The sequence below is a fragment of the Herbidospora yilanensis genome, assembly GCF_001570565.1.
Classification (GTDB): domain Bacteria; phylum Actinomycetota; class Actinomycetes; order Streptosporangiales; family Streptosporangiaceae; genus Herbidospora; species Herbidospora yilanensis.
The window spans coordinates 34,631-48,872 of record NZ_BBXE01000039.1; the positions used below are offsets into that span (position 1 = coordinate 34,631).

Sequence of the window (14,242 nt, forward strand, 5' to 3'; positions counted from 1 at the left end):
GGAATATAATTGACACGTCAATCATTTCCGAGCATATGACGTTGAGGCACGACATGTTCGAACTAGGGCTGAACTCCTTCGGGGAGGTCGCCACGGACGGCGGACGGACCCTGTCCGACGCCGAGACCGTGCGGCTGATCGTCGAGGAGGCCCGCCTCGCCGAGGCCTCCGGGCTCGACGTGTTCAGCCTGGGCGAGCACTACCGCGAGGGCCACACCGACTCGGCCACGCCGGTCCTGCTGGCCGCCATCGCCACGGCCACCGGCCGCATCGCGCTCGGCACCTCGGTGACCGTGCTGAGCACCAACGACCCGGTGCGGCTCCACCACGAGTTCGCCACCCTCGACGCGGTGTCCGGCGGCCGGGCCCGCATCGTGCTCGGCCGCGCCTCGGCCACCGAGTCGTTCCCGCTGTTCGGCTACGACCTGGCCGACTACGAGCGGTTGTTCGAGGAGAAGCTCGACCTGTTCCTCCGGCTCGAACACGAGGAGGAGGTGACCTGGTCGGGCACGGTCAGAACCCCGCTGCTCCGGTACGCCCCCCGCCCCCGCATGCGCCCGGGAGGCATTCCCACCTGGATCGGCGTCGGCGGCAGCCCCGCCTCGGTGCTCCGCGCCGCCCGCCACGGCCTGCCGCTCATGATGGCGGTCATCGGCGGACGGCCTCAGCGCTTCGCCGGCAACGTCGACCTCTACCTCACCGCGCTGCGGCGCGTGGGCCGCCCGGAGCTGCCGATCGGGCAACACTCCCTGGGCCTGGTCGCCGACACCGACGAGGAGGCCAGGGAGACGTGGTGGACCTACTGGCAGCCCGTCGTGGCGGCACTCGCGGCCGAACGCGGCTTCTACGCCCCCACCCGCGACCGCTTCGAAGCCGAACTCGACCACGGCGCCCTCTACGTCGGCTCCCCCGAGACCGTCGCGCAGAAGATCGCAAGAACCGCCCGCGACCTGCGGCTCAGCCGCTTCGACCTCAAATACGACATCATGCGGCTCCCCCGCGACGCCCGCGCCCGCACGATCGAGCTGCTCGGCCGCGACGTCGCCCCCCGTGTCCGCGAACTCCTCTCCTCCTCGCAGAAAAGAAGCGCATGAGCGACATCACCTTCGGCCTGGACACCTTCGGCGACGTGCCGTCGGACGGCTCCGGCGCCCCCCTGTCCCACGCCGCGGCCATCCGCCAGGTCCTCGACGAGGCGGTGATCGCCGACGAGCTCGGCGTCGACGTGATCGCCCTGGGCGAGCACCACCGCCCCGAATACTCGATCTCCACACCCGAGACCGTGCTGGCCGGCATCGCCACCCGCACCTCGCGCATCCGCCTGGCCTCCGGCGTGACCGTGCTGAGCTCCGACGACCCCGTCCGGGTGTTCCAGCGCTTCGCCACCGTCGACGCGTTGTCGAACGGCCGGGCCGAGGTGATCCTCGGACGCGGCTCCTTCACCGAGTCCTTCCCGCTGTTCGGCTACGACCTGGCCGACTACGACAAGCTGTTCGAGGAGAAGATCGAGCTGTTCGTCAAGCTCCTCGACGAGCGGCCCGTCACCTGGAGCGGCACCGTCCGCGCCCCGCTCGACCAGGCCGACGTCTACCCCAAGACCGAGTCGGGCCGCCTGTCGACGTGGGTCGGCGTCGGCGGCTCGCCCCAGTCGGTCGTCCGCACCGCCCACTACGACCTGCCGCTCATGCTCGCCATCATCGGCGGCGCCCCCGACCGCTTCGTGCCCTACATCGATTTGTACAAGCGGGCCGCCGAGCAGTTCGGCACCACCGCCCACCCGGTCGGCATGCACTCGCCGGGCTTCGTCGCCGACACCGACGAGGAGGCGCGCGAGGGGTTCTGGCCGGGCTACAAGGTGATGCGCGACCGGATCGGCGCCACCCGGGGCTGGCCGCCGATCAGCCGGTCGGAGTACGACGCCGAGATCGCCCACGGCTCCCTCTACATCGGCTCGCCCGAGACCGTCGCCCGCAAGATCGCCCGGGCCGTCGACGCGCTCGGGGTCGCCCGGTTCGACCTCATCTACAGCGTCGGCCCGCAGCCGGTCGCCGCCCGCACCAAGGCCGTGGAGCTGTTCGGCGGCAAGGTCATCCCGATGGTCCGCGACCTCCTGGGCGACCGGTCATGACCGAAATACAGACGATCGGCATTCTCGGCGCGGGCAAGGTCGGCACCGTCCTGGCCCGGCTGGCGCTGGCGGCCGGATACCGCGTGCTCATCGCGGGCTCGGGCGACCCCGCCAAGATCGCCCTCATCGTCGAGGTGCTCACCCCGGGCGCGACCGTGGTCACCGCGCAGGAGGCGGCGGCCGGGGCCGACGTGGTCGTGCTGGCCCTGCCGCTCGGCAAACACCGGAACATCCCGGCACGGGCGCTCGACGGCAAGCTCGTCATCGACGCGATGAACTACTGGTGGGAGGTCGACGGCGTGCGCGACGACCTGACCGACCCGCGCACGACCACCAGCGAGATCGTCCAGGAGTTCCTGGCGGGCGCGCGGGTGGTCAAGGCGTTCAACCACATGGGCTACCACGACCTGGAGGACGGCGCGCTGCCCGCGGGCGCGCCCGGCCGCCGGGCCATCGGCGTGGCCGGGGACGACCCCGGCGACGTGGCGGCCGTCGCCGGGATCGTCGACGCCCTCGGCTTCGACCCCGTCGTCGCCGGGCCGCTCGCCGAGGGGGTGCGGATGGAGCCGGGAACCGAGCCGTTCGGGGCCAACGTCGAGGCCGGCGAACTACGCGCGATGCTGGCCCGGTTCCCGCAGTCGGAGCGGGCCCGTCACCAGGCGGTCGCGCCCCCGTCGACCATGTAGTTGGCGCCCGTGATGTAGGCCGCCCGGTCGGAGGCGAGGAAGACCACCAGCTCGACGATCTCCTCCGGCCGGGCGAACCGCTTGAGCAGCGTCTTGCGCGTGATCGCCGCACGGGCCGCCCGGTCGTCGCCCAGATCCCGCTCGCTGGCCGGGGTCAGCACCGGCCCCGGGCTGACGGCCACCGCGCGGATCCCGTGGGGCGCGCCTTCGAGCGCGAGCTGACGGGTCATGCCGATGACCCCGGCGTTCGCCGCGGCGTGCGCGACCATCGGCGGCACCTCGCCGGCGATCAGGCCGGCCATGGACGCCACGTTGACGATGACGCCGCCGCCGCGCGCCACCAGGTGCGGCCAGGCGAACTTCGACACGAAGAAGGGGATGTCGAGCTCGCCCGCGATGGTGGTGTGCCAGTCGTCGACCGAGAAGCCGGGCAGCGGCCCGAAGCGCGGCAGGGCCGCGTTGTTGTAGACGACGTCGAGCCCGCCGTAGGCCGCGACGGCCTCCTCGACGACCCGTCGCGCCTGCTCCGGGTCGGTCAGGTCGATCGGCGCGACGCCGGTCATCTCCCCGCCCGCCCGGCGCACCAGCTCCGCCGTCTCGTCGTTGGCGGCGGTCTGGATGTCACACCCGACCACCTTTGCCCCCTCGCGGGCGAAGGCCAGCGCCGCGACGCGGCCCTGCCCTCCGGCGGTGCCGGTGATCAGCACGACCTTCCCGTCCAGTGATCCCATCGGAGTCCTCCCCGAGTAATAGTTGCTTCGTCAAAAAAATACATTACTTCCTTCGTGAAGCAACTAACATGTGGGGATGACCACACGACCGCTCTCCCCCGACGAGGACGCGCTGGTTCGCGCGCTGCCCCGGCTCATGTACGCCCTCCCCCGGGCGATCGACGCCGACATGGTGCGCGAGCAGCAGCTCCCGCTGATCGAGTGGACCGCCCTGATGCGCCTGTCGGAGGCCCCGCGGCGGCGGATGCGGATGGGCGAGCTCGCCACCGCGTGCGAGTTGTCGCTGAGCGGCATGACCCGCATCGCCAACGTGCTGGAGAGACAGGGCCTCATCGAACGGGTCAGGAGCGACGAGGACGCCCGGGGCTGGAACGCCGTCATCACCGACGCCGGCCTGGCCCGCCTCGAACGGGCCTGGCCGACCAACCTGGCCAGCGTGCGGCGGCACCTGCTCGACCACCTCGACGGCATCGACGTCGCCCGCCTGGCCCGCGCTATCGAGAAGGTCGCCCTCGCCGACTGAGCCCGGGTGTGCCCACCGCCCCGATTTCTTCGCCATCATGAAGGACAACGGGAGGGGACAGCTTGACCCTGGGGGTACCGGCCGCCGGCAGGACGGCCGACACACTGAGTTATCCGCCGGGATCGTTGGTGATCCTGACCGGCCTGCCGGGCGCCGGGAAGACCACACTGCTGCGCCGCCTCTACGCCCTCAGCGGCGAGGAGACCCGGCCCGTCGGCCGCGGCGGCCTGACCGTCATCGACAGCTACCAGTCGCGGCTCCACTGGAGGGGCCGCATCCCCTGGGCGCCCAAACCCGTGCGCACCGCGATCACCTGGTTCACCCACATGTCGCGCATCTCCCGGGCCATGCGCACCGGCCCGGTGATCGCCCACAACCGGGGCTGCGGCGTCTTCGCCCTCCACGTGCTGGCCTGGCTGGCCGTCCGGCGCGGCACCCGGCTCCACCTGCTGATGCTCGATACCCCGCCCGGCCTGGCGATGGCCGGGCAGCACGACCGGGGGCGGGTGGTGCCCAGGGCCGCCTTCGGCCGGCACCTCCGCAGGTGGGGGCGGCTGCTGGGCCGCGTACAGCAGGGAGACCCGGCGCCCGCCCGCACGGCCCACGTGCTGACCCGGGCCGGCGCCGACCGGCTCAAAGAGGTCAGGTTCGACCGCTGAGCCGCTCGACGGTCGCCGCCGCGATGGCCTCCACACGCCGCCCGTAGGCCTCGGCGCCGTCGAACACGAAACTGCCGTCGACGACGGGAAGCGTGCTGAACGAGGCCCGGAAGTCCGTCGCCGCCGCGCCCGGTGGCAGCGGCTCGTACTTCTCGAACGGCGTCATGTCGTAGCCCCGGCGCGAGGTGTGCCGGTTGCGCGCGACCTGGTGGGCCGCGACCCGGACCACCGCGTCGACCCCCTGGTCGAGCAGCAGTTGCAGCCAGCGGAACTGCACGTCGAGGTGTTTGGCGTGGCCCTCGGCCGGGTGTTGCAGCAGGTAGGAGCAGACGACGGGGTTGTGCCAGCGGTACATGTCCGGGTCGGCCTGCTCCTCGGCCAGGATCGCGTAGTAGTAGTCGGCGCACCGGCCCAGCGGCCCGGCGGGCGCCCCGCAGTCACAGTGATCCGTCATGACCTGGATCATAGGTGGGTCGACGAGCGCGACGTGCTCTACCGCCGGGTGGCGGCCGACCTCCGCGAGGCCGTCGCGGGCGGGGCGGGACGCTGCTGCGGACCGGTGGTTGTACAGCCGGCTTTGCGGTGCGAGATGTCCGAAAGGTGAAATTCGGTTGAGCGGGACGGGCCCGGTTCGTGAGGCTGGGGTGCGTGTTGCTGTTCGGGATCGTCGTGCTGGGGGCGTCCGTGCAGCGCCTCGCCGGGATCGGGTTCGCGCTGGTCGGCGTGCCCGCGATGGCGCTCCTGCTGGGCCCCGCCGAAGGGGTGCGGCTGGCCAACTGCGGCGCGCTGGTCATCAGCGCCGCCGGACTCCTCGGCACCTGGCGGTCGGTCCGGCCCGGGGCGATGATCCCGCTGGTGGCCGCGGCGGCGGCGGCCGTACCGGCCGGGGCCTGGATCTCCCGTAGCCTGCCCGAACCCGCGCTGCTCGCCGTCACCGGGGCGCTGGTCAGCGCCGCCGCCCTGCTCGTGATGAGCGGGGCCCGGATACGGTCGCTGCGCGGGCGCGGCGGCGCGCTCGCGGCCGGCGCCGCGAGTGGTCTCCTCAACGCCTCGGCCGGTGTGGGCGGCCCCGCCGTCTCCCTGTACGCCGTCAACGCCGGCTGGACGGTACGCGAGTTCGTCCCCAACGCCCAGTTCTACGGCGTCGTCGTCAACGTCTTCTCGATCGCCGCCAAGGGACTCCCCCGGCTCGACGGCCCCACGTGGGCCCTGGTCGCCGCCGGTATCGCGGCCGGGCTGGCCGCCGGATCGGTGCTGGCCCGCCACGTGCCCGAACGCCCCGCCCGGTGGATCGTCCTGTCGCTCGCGCTGGCCGGTGGCCTCACGACGCTGGCGAAGGGCCTGCGGGGCTGACCGTGGCGGTGCCCCGCGCGTGGAACGACCACGGCGTGCGGACCGGCGGGAAGTTGTAGCGGTGCACGCCGGTGACCGTGAACCCGCCGCGCTCCAGCGACGCGACGGCGTCACGGTTGGTGTGGCAGCCCCCCGCGAGCGGGGGCCAGATCGTGGCGTCGAGGGCGCGCTGCATGCGGACCAGACCGGTGGTGTCGGCCCTCCCGTGCTCCAGGAACCGCAGCTCACCCCCGGGCCGCAGCACCCGCCTGGCCTCGGCCAGCGCCTGGCCGACATCGGGAACCGAGCACAGGACCAGGCAGAACACCACGGCGTCGGCACTGGCGTCGAGCGCCGGCAACCGGCTCGCCGTCCCCGCGCTCACCTCCACGGGTACCGGCGCGGCCGCGGCCGAGGCGGCGGCGTGCCGCCGCAGCAGGGCCTCCGGCTCCACCGCCAGCACCCGCGTGACGGCCGGCGGATAGTGCGCGAAGTTCGCGCCGTCCCCCGCCCCGACCTCCACGACCTGCCCTGACAACCCCGCCAGCAGGGCGCGGCGGTGCTCGGTCATCCCCCGGCGGTCCATGGTCTGCCGCTGACGCGGCCACATCCTGGCGAAGAGCTTCGGCATTACTCCATTAGACCCGCATAAGATCGTCCGCATGGCGACGAGGCTGGTGCAGATTCACATGAAAGCCGCGGACGACGACGCGGTCGGCCGTTTCTGGGCGCAGGCCCTCGGCTGGGGCGTCTCCAGCGAAGGCCCGGGCGTGACCAACCTCGAACCCGAGGGCTTCGTCTACCCCGACCCGACGGCCGTCTGCATCGACGTCGTCCACGACCCCAACCCCAAGACGGTCAAGAACCGCGTCCACCTCGACCTGGCCACCACCTCGGCCGCCCACCAGGCCGACCTGGTCGCCCGCCTGCGCTCCCTCGGCGCGACCCCCATCGACATCGGCCAGGGCGAGGTGCCCTGGACGGTCCTCGCCGACCCCGAGGGCAACGAGTTCTGCGTGCTCGAACCCCGGGAGATCTACCGCGACACCGGCCCCGTCGCCGCCGTCGTCGTCGACTGCGCCGACCCGCGCGCCATGGCGCGATTCTGGGACGAGGCGATCGACTGGACCCTCCACGAGGTCACCGACGACCACGCCCGGCTGCGCTCCGCCAAGGGCGTCGGCCCCTACCTGGAGTTCGTCCGCACCCCCGACGCGAAGACCGTGAAGAACCGCGTCCACCTCGACCTGCGACCCTACCCCGGCGACGGGCAGGCGGCCGAGGCCGCCCGCATCCGCGCGCTCGGCGCCGTCGACATCAACATCGGCCAGGTCGACGTGCCGTGGACCGTCTTCGCCGACCCCGAGGGCAACGAGTTCTGCGTGCTGACCCCGATGTGAGAAACACCGCTCAGAAATCCGCCGCCGCGTCGTCAGTCCTGGTAGCCCCTCGCCGCCCTCGGAAGGATTGACGACCATGACCGACGCCAGACCGCTCGGCGACGACGAGGCCGCGTTCATCGCGGCGGCCCGCTCGAACGACGCGGCACCGTTCACGCTCATCACCGAACGCTACCGGCGTGAGCTGCAGGTGCACTGCTATCGGATGCTCGCGAACTACGAGGACGCCCAGGACCTGACGCAGGAGACGTTCCTGCGGGCATGGCACAAGCGGGAGTCGTTCAAGGGCCACGCCGCCCTGCGGACCTGGTTGTACCGGATCGCGACGAACGCCTGCCTCGACTTCCTGGACAAGCGCGACGACCGCACACCCGCGCCCGCCGAACTGCCGGGCGCCGGCTCCGAAGTGCTCTACCTGCAGCCCTACCCCGACCGGATGCTCCCGGAGGACCCGCAGGAATCGGTGGTGGCGCGCGAGACGATCGAGCTGGCCTTCATCGTCGCCGTCCAGCACCTGCCGCCGCGGCAGCGGGCGGTGTTCGTCCTGCGCGACGTCCTCGGCTGGCCGGCGTCGGAGGCCGCCAACGCCCTTGAGCTGACCGTGCCATCGGTGACCAGCGCACTGCAGCGGGCCCGCGTGACGATGCGCACGCGGCTACCCGACCACCGCCTCGACTGGCGCAGCCCCGCCAGGCACGAGTTGTCGGACGACGAGCGCGGCGTGGTGAAGTCGTACATGGAGGCCCATGAGCGCAACGACCTCGACGGGCTGACCGCCCTGCTGCGCGACGACCTGCGCTTCGTGATGCTGCCCGAGGCGGGCACCCTGACCGTCACGGCCAAGGACGCGGTGGACGGCTGGGTCACCGGTGGGCTCTTCCAGCGCGGCTACGACGACTGGCGCTGCGTCGCCACGACGGTCAACCGCATGCCCGCCGCCGCACTGTACCGCCGCACCCCCGGCGACCCGGAACACCGCTTGTTCACCATCGCGGCCCTGCACATCGTCGACGGGAGGATCGCCGAACTCACCGGATTCGACGCCCGCGACAAACCATGGCTGGGCCTGCCCGTGACGCTGTGATCGGAGGAGTGCTCATCGCCTCGTCTCGTATCGGGTCAGCACCACGCCGCCGGGAAATGTCCGCGTCTCGACCAGCTTCAGGTTCACCCAGCCGTCCAGCGCGGTGAAGAACGGCGTGCCGCCGCCCACCAGGACCGGCACGGTGACCAGCGCGTACTCGTCGATCAGCCCGGCCCGCATGGCCGCCCCGGCGAGCGTCGCGCCGCTGATGTCCATCGGGCCGCCGTCTTCGGCCCTGAGCCGGGCGATCTCGGCGACCGCGTCGCCGGTGACCAGGCGGGTGTTCCAGTCGACCTTGTCGATCGTCGATGAGAACACCACCTTCGGCATGTCCCGCCAGAGGCGCGCGAATCCGGCCTCCGCCGGGGTGGCGCCGGGCCGCTGGTCGCCGGTCGGCCAGTGGGAGCTCATCATTTCCCACACCTTGCGCCCGTACAGCGTCAGTTCGCTCGCCCGCATCTGGTCGTACCACCACTGGAACAACTCGGCGCTCGGCGACGAGTCGGGTCCCTCCCCGCCACCCCAGCCGATGTCGTCGCCGGGCGCGGCGATGTAGCCGTCCAGGGTCACGTTCATGCCGAAGAACAGTTTCCGCATCGTGCCAGCCTTCCGTGAGTCGATTTCACACGTACAGACGGGCGCGGCGCGAAAACCTAATCGGTGCGCGATCCGCTACGGCTTCGCCCGGCCGGCCACCCGAGCATGTCTCCCCCGCGCCACGCCCGCCCGCCGGTCCTGGGCGTGCCGGTGCTTGCTCAGCACGGGAGGACGCTCGCGGAGGGCAGATCTCACCCTTCAACGGCCGGAGCGGACCTGAGCTCGGCCGCGACCGCCCGCTCCCGCAGCACGGCCGCCTCCGTACGCGCCGACTCCAGCTCCGACCGCAGGTCACCCAGCCGCGCCCGCTCCAGCGCGAGTTCGGCACGCAACGTGGCGACGCTCTCCTGAGCGGCCGCGTGTTCGCCGCGAAGCCGGGTCACCTCGGCCTGGGCCGCCTCCCCGGCAACCCGGAGTGCGGCCACCTCGGCCTGGCAGGTGTTCAGCTCCGCAGCCAGCACGTCCCGATCCTTCCGGGCCTGAGCCATCGCCTTCTCGGATTCACCCAGCAACCCGGTGACCCGGGCCACCTCCGCCCTGGCCTCGGCCGCACTCGCGGCGGCGTCGGCTCGCGCCTGGTCGGCGGCCTCCGCCCGCGTGACGGCCCGATCACGCTCGGACTCGGCCGCGTCGGCACGCGCCGCCGCCGCCGCGGCCGCCTTCTCGGCGGTGGCCACGTCTTTGCGCGCCTCCAGAACGTCCCTCTGCGCCGCGGCCGCCTTGGCCTCCGCCCGCCGGGCCTTCTTCTCGGCCTCCGTGGCCGCCGCACGAGCCTCCTGCGTCTCGGCCTCCGCGTGATCCCGCCGCGCCTCGGCCTGCTCGGCCCGCCGCCGCGCCTCGTCGGCGGCCTGCTTGGACACCCGCTCGGTCGCCGCCGCCTCGCGGAGCGCGGCCAGCGCCTGCTCCCGCGCGTTCTCGGCGTCGGTGAACGCGTTGTCCCGCTCGGCCGCCGCCTCCTCGGCACGCTGCTCGGCCTGCTGGGCGTTCCTCCGCGCGTCCTCGGTGGCGGCGCGCGCGAGCCGTACCTGCTCGAAGGCCTGCTCCCGCTCCGCACGCGCGACGGCGACCCGGGTGTGCGCCTCGGCCTGCACCGCACTGAGCCGCGCCTCGACACCGGCCGGCGAGAGCTCGTCGGCGAGCACCTGGGCCAGCGGGGCTATCGCCGCGGCCAGGCCTTTCTCCATGCGCTCGTAGAGTTCCTCGGCGCGGGCCAGGGATCCGTCGAGGCCGGGGGTGGCGCGGCGTAGTTCGCGGGATTTCTTGGCGGCGGCCTGGCAGTCGGTCTCGGGACAGTACTCCTTCGGGCGGCCTCGGCCTTGCCGTTGCTCCAAGGGCCTGCCGCAGTGCTTGCACGTCACGAAGATCACCCTAGCATTTTCGATTTTCTGGAAACAGAAAATCGAAAATTGAGATCCGTTGTGTCGGGGGTGTAGATGATCTTCCAACATAATCCTCGTTATGTTGATGTACGGTGCTGCTGTCCACGGGGAGCTCAGATCGCGGTTGTCCTGGCTCAGTGATAGTGATGCCGACTCACCGAACCTGATGCGAAGGGAGCCTGAATCTGACGCCGCGGCTCAGCGAACCTGACGCTCAGCTCGGCGATGCTCCCGCTCCGAACGTGTCGGTGGCCGCCCGCCCGTCGCTCTATGCCGCGACCGACTGGGCCCTGGACGGCGAGACGGGCCTGGTCATCGGTCCGGAGGCGGGACCGGTCGCGGCGTACCCGCCGAGCCTGGACACACGCACGATCACCGCGATCCTGGCCTTGAGGAAACCGTGATCAGGCCCGGTCATGCTCACGAACATGGTGATCGTCAAGCGATCGGCCGGCGGGGCCGCGGCCGGGAGTCTCGTCTGCATCGTGGTCCTGCTGGTCGCCCTCGCCCCGTTCTGGCTTCCGCTTCCGCTGCCCACACTGTTCTTGACGGCCCCTCTTGCGGTCCCCGCCAGGGTGATCGTGGCCGGGCCTCTTCTCCGTGCGTTCCAGGTGCGGCCCGCGTGGCCGGCGGCCCTGCTGGGATGCGTCCTGTCCCTGGCTGGGATCCATCTGGTCCGCCAGTACGAGTATGCGTCGAACCTGCTGGTGGCGGCGGTCGTGGTCGCGGCCTACGGGGTGGCGGCGGCCGTTTCCCCTGGTGGCGCGCCATCTTTTGTGGGCGCGCAGGGCCAGCCGGGCGGCCTCGGTGCCGGGCTGGCCGGTGTGCCCGGACAGCCGGTGCATGGTGCGGATGGCGGCGATGGCCTGCTCGATGCTGTCCGGGGCCTGATCCTCGGCGCACAGCGCGGCGGAGTATTCGGCCAGGGTGTGGCCGGTGGCGGGTAGCGGGACGCCACGATGGTGTACGACGCCGATGGGGAACGCTTGATCCGCCGCGACTCTGACGGCACCGCGACCCGCTACCTGGGCTCGATGGCAATTTCCGTCAGCGGCACTACGCCGCTCCAGACGGCGAAACGGTCGCGATCCGCACCGCCGGCGCCGACCTCACCTGGTTGCTGTCTGGACTGCACAGTTCAACGCAACTCTCCATTCCGACACCGCGCGATGTCATCCACACCATCAACGGTAAAGGCCTCGACGCGCTGGACCGTAAATGGGGAGGTGGCCATTCCCGCCTGATCACACAGGATTCACCAGAGCATGAATTCGATCGTGCAGGACGCAGTTCTTTGGAACGTACGCCACGCGTGGTCGCCAAATAGATCAGCGGTAACGCCGGATGTGCCAGCCAGTTCCCTGAACGGCGCTTAGCGGGGCAATCCGGACGACCTCGCCGGTGTGCGGGGCGTGGACCACCTGCTCGGTCGTCCTCCGTCCCTCCTAAAGAGGGGCAGCCAAGGCGGGGACCGGGTCTCCCGGCCATTGGTGAGTTTGGCCGCAAGCTCCTCATCGGAGTGGCTGCCGCCTTCACCCGATGCGTCGCATGGGTGCTGCGGGCAGACCCAGGCACCCAAGTGGAAATTGTTGGCTTGAGTGTCGTGGTGAGCAGGTGCCCGATCGTCTTTCAAGTGAGGCTTGGCTCAGCCGACCCGTGTGCACAGCGGGCAGGGGTCTCGCCCGCTCACGCTCCTGAAGGAGCACGGAAAGATCCACTCAGTGGAGGAAGAAGGCACATCATGCATCCGATGTTGAACACGATCGACATCGTGGTCTCCGACATGGCGGCGTCCGTGGAGTTCTACGCCCGGCTGGGGCTCGACTTCAAGCTCGACCCGCACTCCCCCGAGCACGCCGGCTGCGACCTGCCCAACGGTCTGCACCTCATGCTCGACACCGAGGCCTTCCGCACCCCGTTCCTGCCCGGCTGGAAGGCCCCGGTCGGCGGCCCGCGCACCCTGCTGTGCTTCCAGTTCGAAAGCCCGGCCGAGGTCGACGCCGCCTACGCGGAGCTGACCGCAGCCGGATACAAGGGCCTGGCCGAGCCGTTCGACGCCTTCTGGGGTCATCGGTACGCCACCATCGCCGACCCCGACGGCAACGGCGTCGACCTCTACGCGACGCTGCCGGCCTGACGAGACGACCGAGGTAAGGGGGGAACCGAAGGTGAAGTACGTCCTGATGTTCGTGGAGACCGAAGAGTTCGCCAAGGAACTGGAGGCGATGGGCGCGCTGGAGCGCGAGGACGCCTACGCGGCGGTCGGCCGCTGGTTCGCCGAACACGCCACCAAGATCACCCACCACACCCATCTGGCTCCGGTGCACACCGCGACCACGATGCGGCTGCGGCGGGGCGACGAACCGGTGGTGACCGACGGGCCGTTCGTGGAGGGCAAAGAGGTGGTCACCGGGTTCGCCGAGGTCGAGGTGGCCGACCTCGACGAGGCGCTGAAGATGGCCAGATCCTGGCCCGCGTGCCCGATCGTGGAGATCCGCCCCGCCTCATGACCGGTGCCAACTCCGAGCGGGTGAGCCAGGAGGCGCTGGCCCGGGTGGTGCGTGACCACGCGGGCCGGCTCGCCGCCTCCCTCGTCTCGCTGCTCGGCGACTTCTCGGCGGCCGAGGATCTCGTCCAGGACGCGGTGGAGACCGCACTGCGGCGCTGGCCGGTGGAAGGGGTGCCAGACCGCCCGGACGCGTGGTTGTTCACCGTCGCCCGTCGGCGCGGGCTCGATGTGCTGCGCAGGGAGACGAACTACCGCGCCAAGCTCGCGCAGCTCCAGTGGGTCGAGCCGGCCCCGAAGGATGATCGGCTGCAGCTGATCTTCACCTGCTGCCATCCCGCGCTGTCCCTCGAGGCCAGGATCGCGCTGACGCTCCGGGTGGTGTGTGGCCTGAGTACCGCGCAGATCGCCGCCGCGTTTCTGGTGCCGGAGACCACCGTGGCGCAGCGGCTGACGCGCGCCAAACGGAAGATCACCGAAGCGGGTATCCCCTACCGGATCCCGGACGGCGGCGACCTGTCCGAGCGGCTCGACGGCGTGCTCGCCGTCATCTACCTGCTGTTCAACGAGGGCTACCTGTCCAGCGGCGGGACTCGGGCGCAGGCCCGCGACCTCGTCGACGACGCCGAATGGCTGGCCAGCCTGCTGGCCGGGCTCATGCCGGACGAACCGGAGGTGGCGGGGCTGCTGGCGTTGATCCGGCTGCATCGAGCGCGTGGCGCCGCCCGGTTCGACGACCGGGAACAGCTCGTGCTGCTCGCTGACCAGGATCGCGGCTTGTGGGACCACGAGGCGATCGGCGCGGCCACCGCGCTGCTGGTGCGCGCCGCGCGGGCCCACCGGCGGCCAGGTCCCTACCAACTGCAGGCGGCGATCGCCGCCTGCCACGCCGAGGCCGAGAGCTTCGAGAGCACCGACTGGCCGCAGATCGTGGTCCTGTACGACATGCTGCTGCACCTGGCGCCCTCGCCGATCACCCGGCTGCACCGGGCGATCGCCCTGCGATATGCCGTCAGCCCGGAGGCGGCGCTGGACGAACTGAAGGACCTCGATCGGGACCTGGAGAACTATCCGCTGCTCCACGCCACCCGCGCCGAACTCCTGCGCGCGCTGGGCCGGAGTCAGGAGGCCAGGGAGTGCGATGAGCGGGCGCTGGCGCTGACCGCCAACCCCGCTCAGCAGGCACTGCTGGCAGAACGGCTGAGCTGGAACTGACT

General features: G+C 71.3%; 18 protein-coding genes. 13 read left to right on the forward strand and 5 right to left on the reverse strand.

What is annotated here, in order from left to right; genetic code table 11:
* Positions 1-53: 53 nt before the first annotated feature.
* Genes AW273_RS30010 through AW273_RS30020 form a run of 3 tightly spaced genes read left to right on the forward strand, consistent with a single transcriptional unit; the run spans position 54 to position 2,814 of the window.
* A complete protein-coding gene (locus AW273_RS30010; protein WP_198168434.1) occupies positions 54-1,094 on the forward strand; it encodes an LLM class flavin-dependent oxidoreductase in 1,041 nt (346 codons plus the stop codon).
* Complete coding sequence (locus AW273_RS30015) at positions 1,091-2,128, forward strand: LLM class flavin-dependent oxidoreductase (protein WP_062355441.1); 1,038 nt, start codon at positions 1,091-1,093, stop codon at positions 2,126-2,128. Before AW273_RS30010 ends, AW273_RS30015 begins: the two co-directional genes overlap by 4 nt.
* Positions 2,125-2,814 (forward strand): NADPH-dependent F420 reductase, encoded by a 690-nt coding sequence (locus AW273_RS30020; RefSeq protein WP_062355444.1) that lies wholly within the window; start codon positions 2,125-2,127, stop codon positions 2,812-2,814. Before AW273_RS30015 ends, AW273_RS30020 begins: the two co-directional genes overlap by 4 nt.
* Here the strand turns inward: AW273_RS30020 and AW273_RS30025 are convergent.
* Positions 2,781-3,545: an SDR family NAD(P)-dependent oxidoreductase gene (locus AW273_RS30025; RefSeq protein WP_062355447.1), complete on the reverse strand. Its 765-nt coding sequence runs from the start codon at positions 3,543-3,545 to the stop codon at positions 2,781-2,783. The two genes, AW273_RS30020 and AW273_RS30025, sit on opposite strands and share 34 nt — an antisense overlap.
* Positions 3,546-3,621: 76 nt before the next feature.
* On the opposite strand from AW273_RS30025, the gene AW273_RS30030 reads away from it, so the two are divergent.
* Both AW273_RS30030 and AW273_RS30035 read left to right on the forward strand, forming a co-directional pair.
* A complete protein-coding gene (locus tag AW273_RS30030; protein ID WP_062355450.1) occupies positions 3,622-4,068 on the forward strand; it encodes a MarR family winged helix-turn-helix transcriptional regulator in 447 nt (148 codons plus the stop codon).
* A 128-nt stretch (positions 4,069-4,196) separates the two neighbouring features.
* Positions 4,197-4,727: an ATP-binding protein gene (locus AW273_RS30035; protein WP_232327668.1), complete on the forward strand. Its 531-nt coding sequence runs from the start codon at positions 4,197-4,199 to the stop codon at positions 4,725-4,727.
* Here the strand turns inward: AW273_RS30035 and AW273_RS30040 are convergent.
* The gene (locus AW273_RS30040) at positions 4,711-5,181 is read right to left on the reverse strand and encodes a DUF5946 family protein (RefSeq protein WP_157556308.1); all 471 of its coding nucleotides are present in this window, start codon (positions 5,179-5,181) and stop codon (positions 4,711-4,713) included. The genes AW273_RS30035 and AW273_RS30040 overlap by 17 nt on opposite strands.
* 194 nt (positions 5,182-5,375) lie before the next feature.
* Between AW273_RS30040 and AW273_RS30045 the strand changes: the two genes are divergently transcribed.
* The gene (locus tag AW273_RS30045; RefSeq protein ID WP_232327669.1) at positions 5,376-6,080 is read left to right on the forward strand and encodes a TSUP family transporter; all 705 of its coding nucleotides are present in this window, start codon (positions 5,376-5,378) and stop codon (positions 6,078-6,080) included.
* Here the strand turns inward: AW273_RS30045 and AW273_RS30050 are convergent.
* Positions 6,049-6,690, reverse strand: a complete 642-nt coding sequence (locus AW273_RS30050; RefSeq protein ID WP_062355455.1) for a class I SAM-dependent methyltransferase — start codon at positions 6,688-6,690, stop codon at positions 6,049-6,051. The genes AW273_RS30045 and AW273_RS30050 overlap by 32 nt on opposite strands.
* 31 nt (positions 6,691-6,721) lie before the next feature.
* Between AW273_RS30050 and AW273_RS30055 the strand changes: the two genes are divergently transcribed.
* Together AW273_RS30055 and AW273_RS30060 are read left to right on the forward strand one after the other, a co-directional pair.
* Entirely contained in the window at positions 6,722-7,459 is a 738-nt protein-coding gene (locus AW273_RS30055; protein ID WP_062355457.1) for a VOC family protein, read from the forward strand.
* Between the two features lie 76 nt (positions 7,460-7,535).
* A complete protein-coding gene (locus tag AW273_RS30060; protein WP_062355460.1) occupies positions 7,536-8,543 on the forward strand; it encodes an RNA polymerase subunit sigma-70 in 1,008 nt (335 codons plus the stop codon).
* Between the two features lie 12 nt (positions 8,544-8,555).
* Here the strand turns inward: AW273_RS30060 and AW273_RS30065 are convergent, their stop codons facing one another.
* Both AW273_RS30065 and AW273_RS30070 read right to left on the reverse strand, forming a co-directional pair.
* On the reverse strand, positions 8,556-9,140 hold the full coding sequence (locus tag AW273_RS30065; RefSeq protein ID WP_062355463.1) for a dihydrofolate reductase family protein: 585 nt from the start codon (positions 9,138-9,140) through the stop codon (positions 8,556-8,558).
* A 191-nt stretch (positions 9,141-9,331) separates the two neighbouring features.
* On the reverse strand, positions 9,332-10,507 hold the full coding sequence (locus tag AW273_RS30070; RefSeq protein WP_232327670.1) for a coiled-coil domain-containing protein: 1,176 nt from the start codon (positions 10,505-10,507) through the stop codon (positions 9,332-9,334).
* Between the two features lie 254 nt (positions 10,508-10,761).
* On the opposite strand from AW273_RS30070, the gene AW273_RS38205 reads away from it, so the two are divergent.
* From AW273_RS38205 to AW273_RS30090, 5 genes are all read left to right on the forward strand, one after another.
* Positions 10,762-10,923, forward strand: coding sequence for a hypothetical protein (locus AW273_RS38205; protein ID WP_198168436.1), 162 nt, complete (start codon positions 10,762-10,764; stop codon positions 10,921-10,923).
* Between the two features lie 24 nt (positions 10,924-10,947).
* Positions 10,948-11,466, forward strand: coding sequence for a hypothetical protein (locus AW273_RS30075; protein WP_157556310.1), 519 nt, complete (start codon positions 10,948-10,950; stop codon positions 11,464-11,466).
* Positions 11,467-12,269: 803 nt separating this feature from the next.
* Positions 12,270-12,656 (forward strand): VOC family protein, encoded by a 387-nt coding sequence (locus tag AW273_RS30080; protein ID WP_232327671.1) that lies wholly within the window; start codon positions 12,270-12,272, stop codon positions 12,654-12,656.
* A gap of 31 nt (positions 12,657-12,687) precedes the next feature.
* Positions 12,688-13,029 carry a YciI family protein gene (locus tag AW273_RS30085; protein WP_062355471.1) on the forward strand — a complete coding sequence of 114 codons (342 nt, stop codon included), beginning with the start codon at positions 12,688-12,690 and terminating at the stop codon, positions 13,027-13,029.
* A complete protein-coding gene (locus AW273_RS30090) occupies positions 13,026-14,240 on the forward strand; it encodes an RNA polymerase sigma factor (protein WP_062355475.1) in 1,215 nt (404 codons plus the stop codon). The genes AW273_RS30085 and AW273_RS30090 overlap by 4 nt, the downstream gene beginning before the upstream one ends.
* Positions 14,241-14,242 lie beyond the last annotated feature (2 nt).

What these genes read in the sequence shown, in the direction of transcription:
- AW273_RS30010 (WP_198168434.1), top strand. Translation starts at nt 54, where the DNA reads ATGTTCGAACTAGGGCTGAACTCCTTCGGGGAGGTCGCCACGGACGGC.
- AW273_RS30015 (WP_062355441.1), top strand. Translation starts at nt 1,091, where the DNA reads ATGAGCGACATCACCTTCGGCCTGGACACCTTCGGCGACGTGCCGTCG.
- AW273_RS30020 (WP_062355444.1), top strand. Translation starts at nt 2,125, where the DNA reads ATGACCGAAATACAGACGATCGGCATTCTCGGCGCGGGCAAGGTCGGC.
- AW273_RS30025 (WP_062355447.1), bottom strand. Translation starts at nt 3,545, where the DNA reads ATGGGATCACTGGACGGGAAGGTCGTGCTGATCACCGGCACCGCCGGA.
- AW273_RS30030 (WP_062355450.1), top strand. Translation starts at nt 3,622, where the DNA reads ATGACCACACGACCGCTCTCCCCCGACGAGGACGCGCTGGTTCGCGCG.
- AW273_RS30040 (WP_157556308.1), bottom strand. Translation starts at nt 5,181, where the DNA reads ATGACGGATCACTGTGACTGCGGGGCGCCCGCCGGGCCGCTGGGCCGG.
- AW273_RS30050 (WP_062355455.1), bottom strand. Translation starts at nt 6,690, where the DNA reads ATGCCGAAGCTCTTCGCCAGGATGTGGCCGCGTCAGCGGCAGACCATG.
- AW273_RS30055 (WP_062355457.1), top strand. Translation starts at nt 6,722, where the DNA reads ATGGCGACGAGGCTGGTGCAGATTCACATGAAAGCCGCGGACGACGAC.
- AW273_RS30060 (WP_062355460.1), top strand. Translation starts at nt 7,536, where the DNA reads ATGACCGACGCCAGACCGCTCGGCGACGACGAGGCCGCGTTCATCGCG.
- AW273_RS30065 (WP_062355463.1), bottom strand. Translation starts at nt 9,140, where the DNA reads ATGCGGAAACTGTTCTTCGGCATGAACGTGACCCTGGACGGCTACATC.
- AW273_RS30075 (WP_157556310.1), top strand. Translation starts at nt 10,948, where the DNA reads ATGGTGATCGTCAAGCGATCGGCCGGCGGGGCCGCGGCCGGGAGTCTC.
- AW273_RS30080 (WP_232327671.1), top strand. Translation starts at nt 12,270, where the DNA reads ATGTTGAACACGATCGACATCGTGGTCTCCGACATGGCGGCGTCCGTG.
- AW273_RS30090 (WP_062355475.1), top strand. Translation starts at nt 13,026, where the DNA reads ATGACCGGTGCCAACTCCGAGCGGGTGAGCCAGGAGGCGCTGGCCCGG.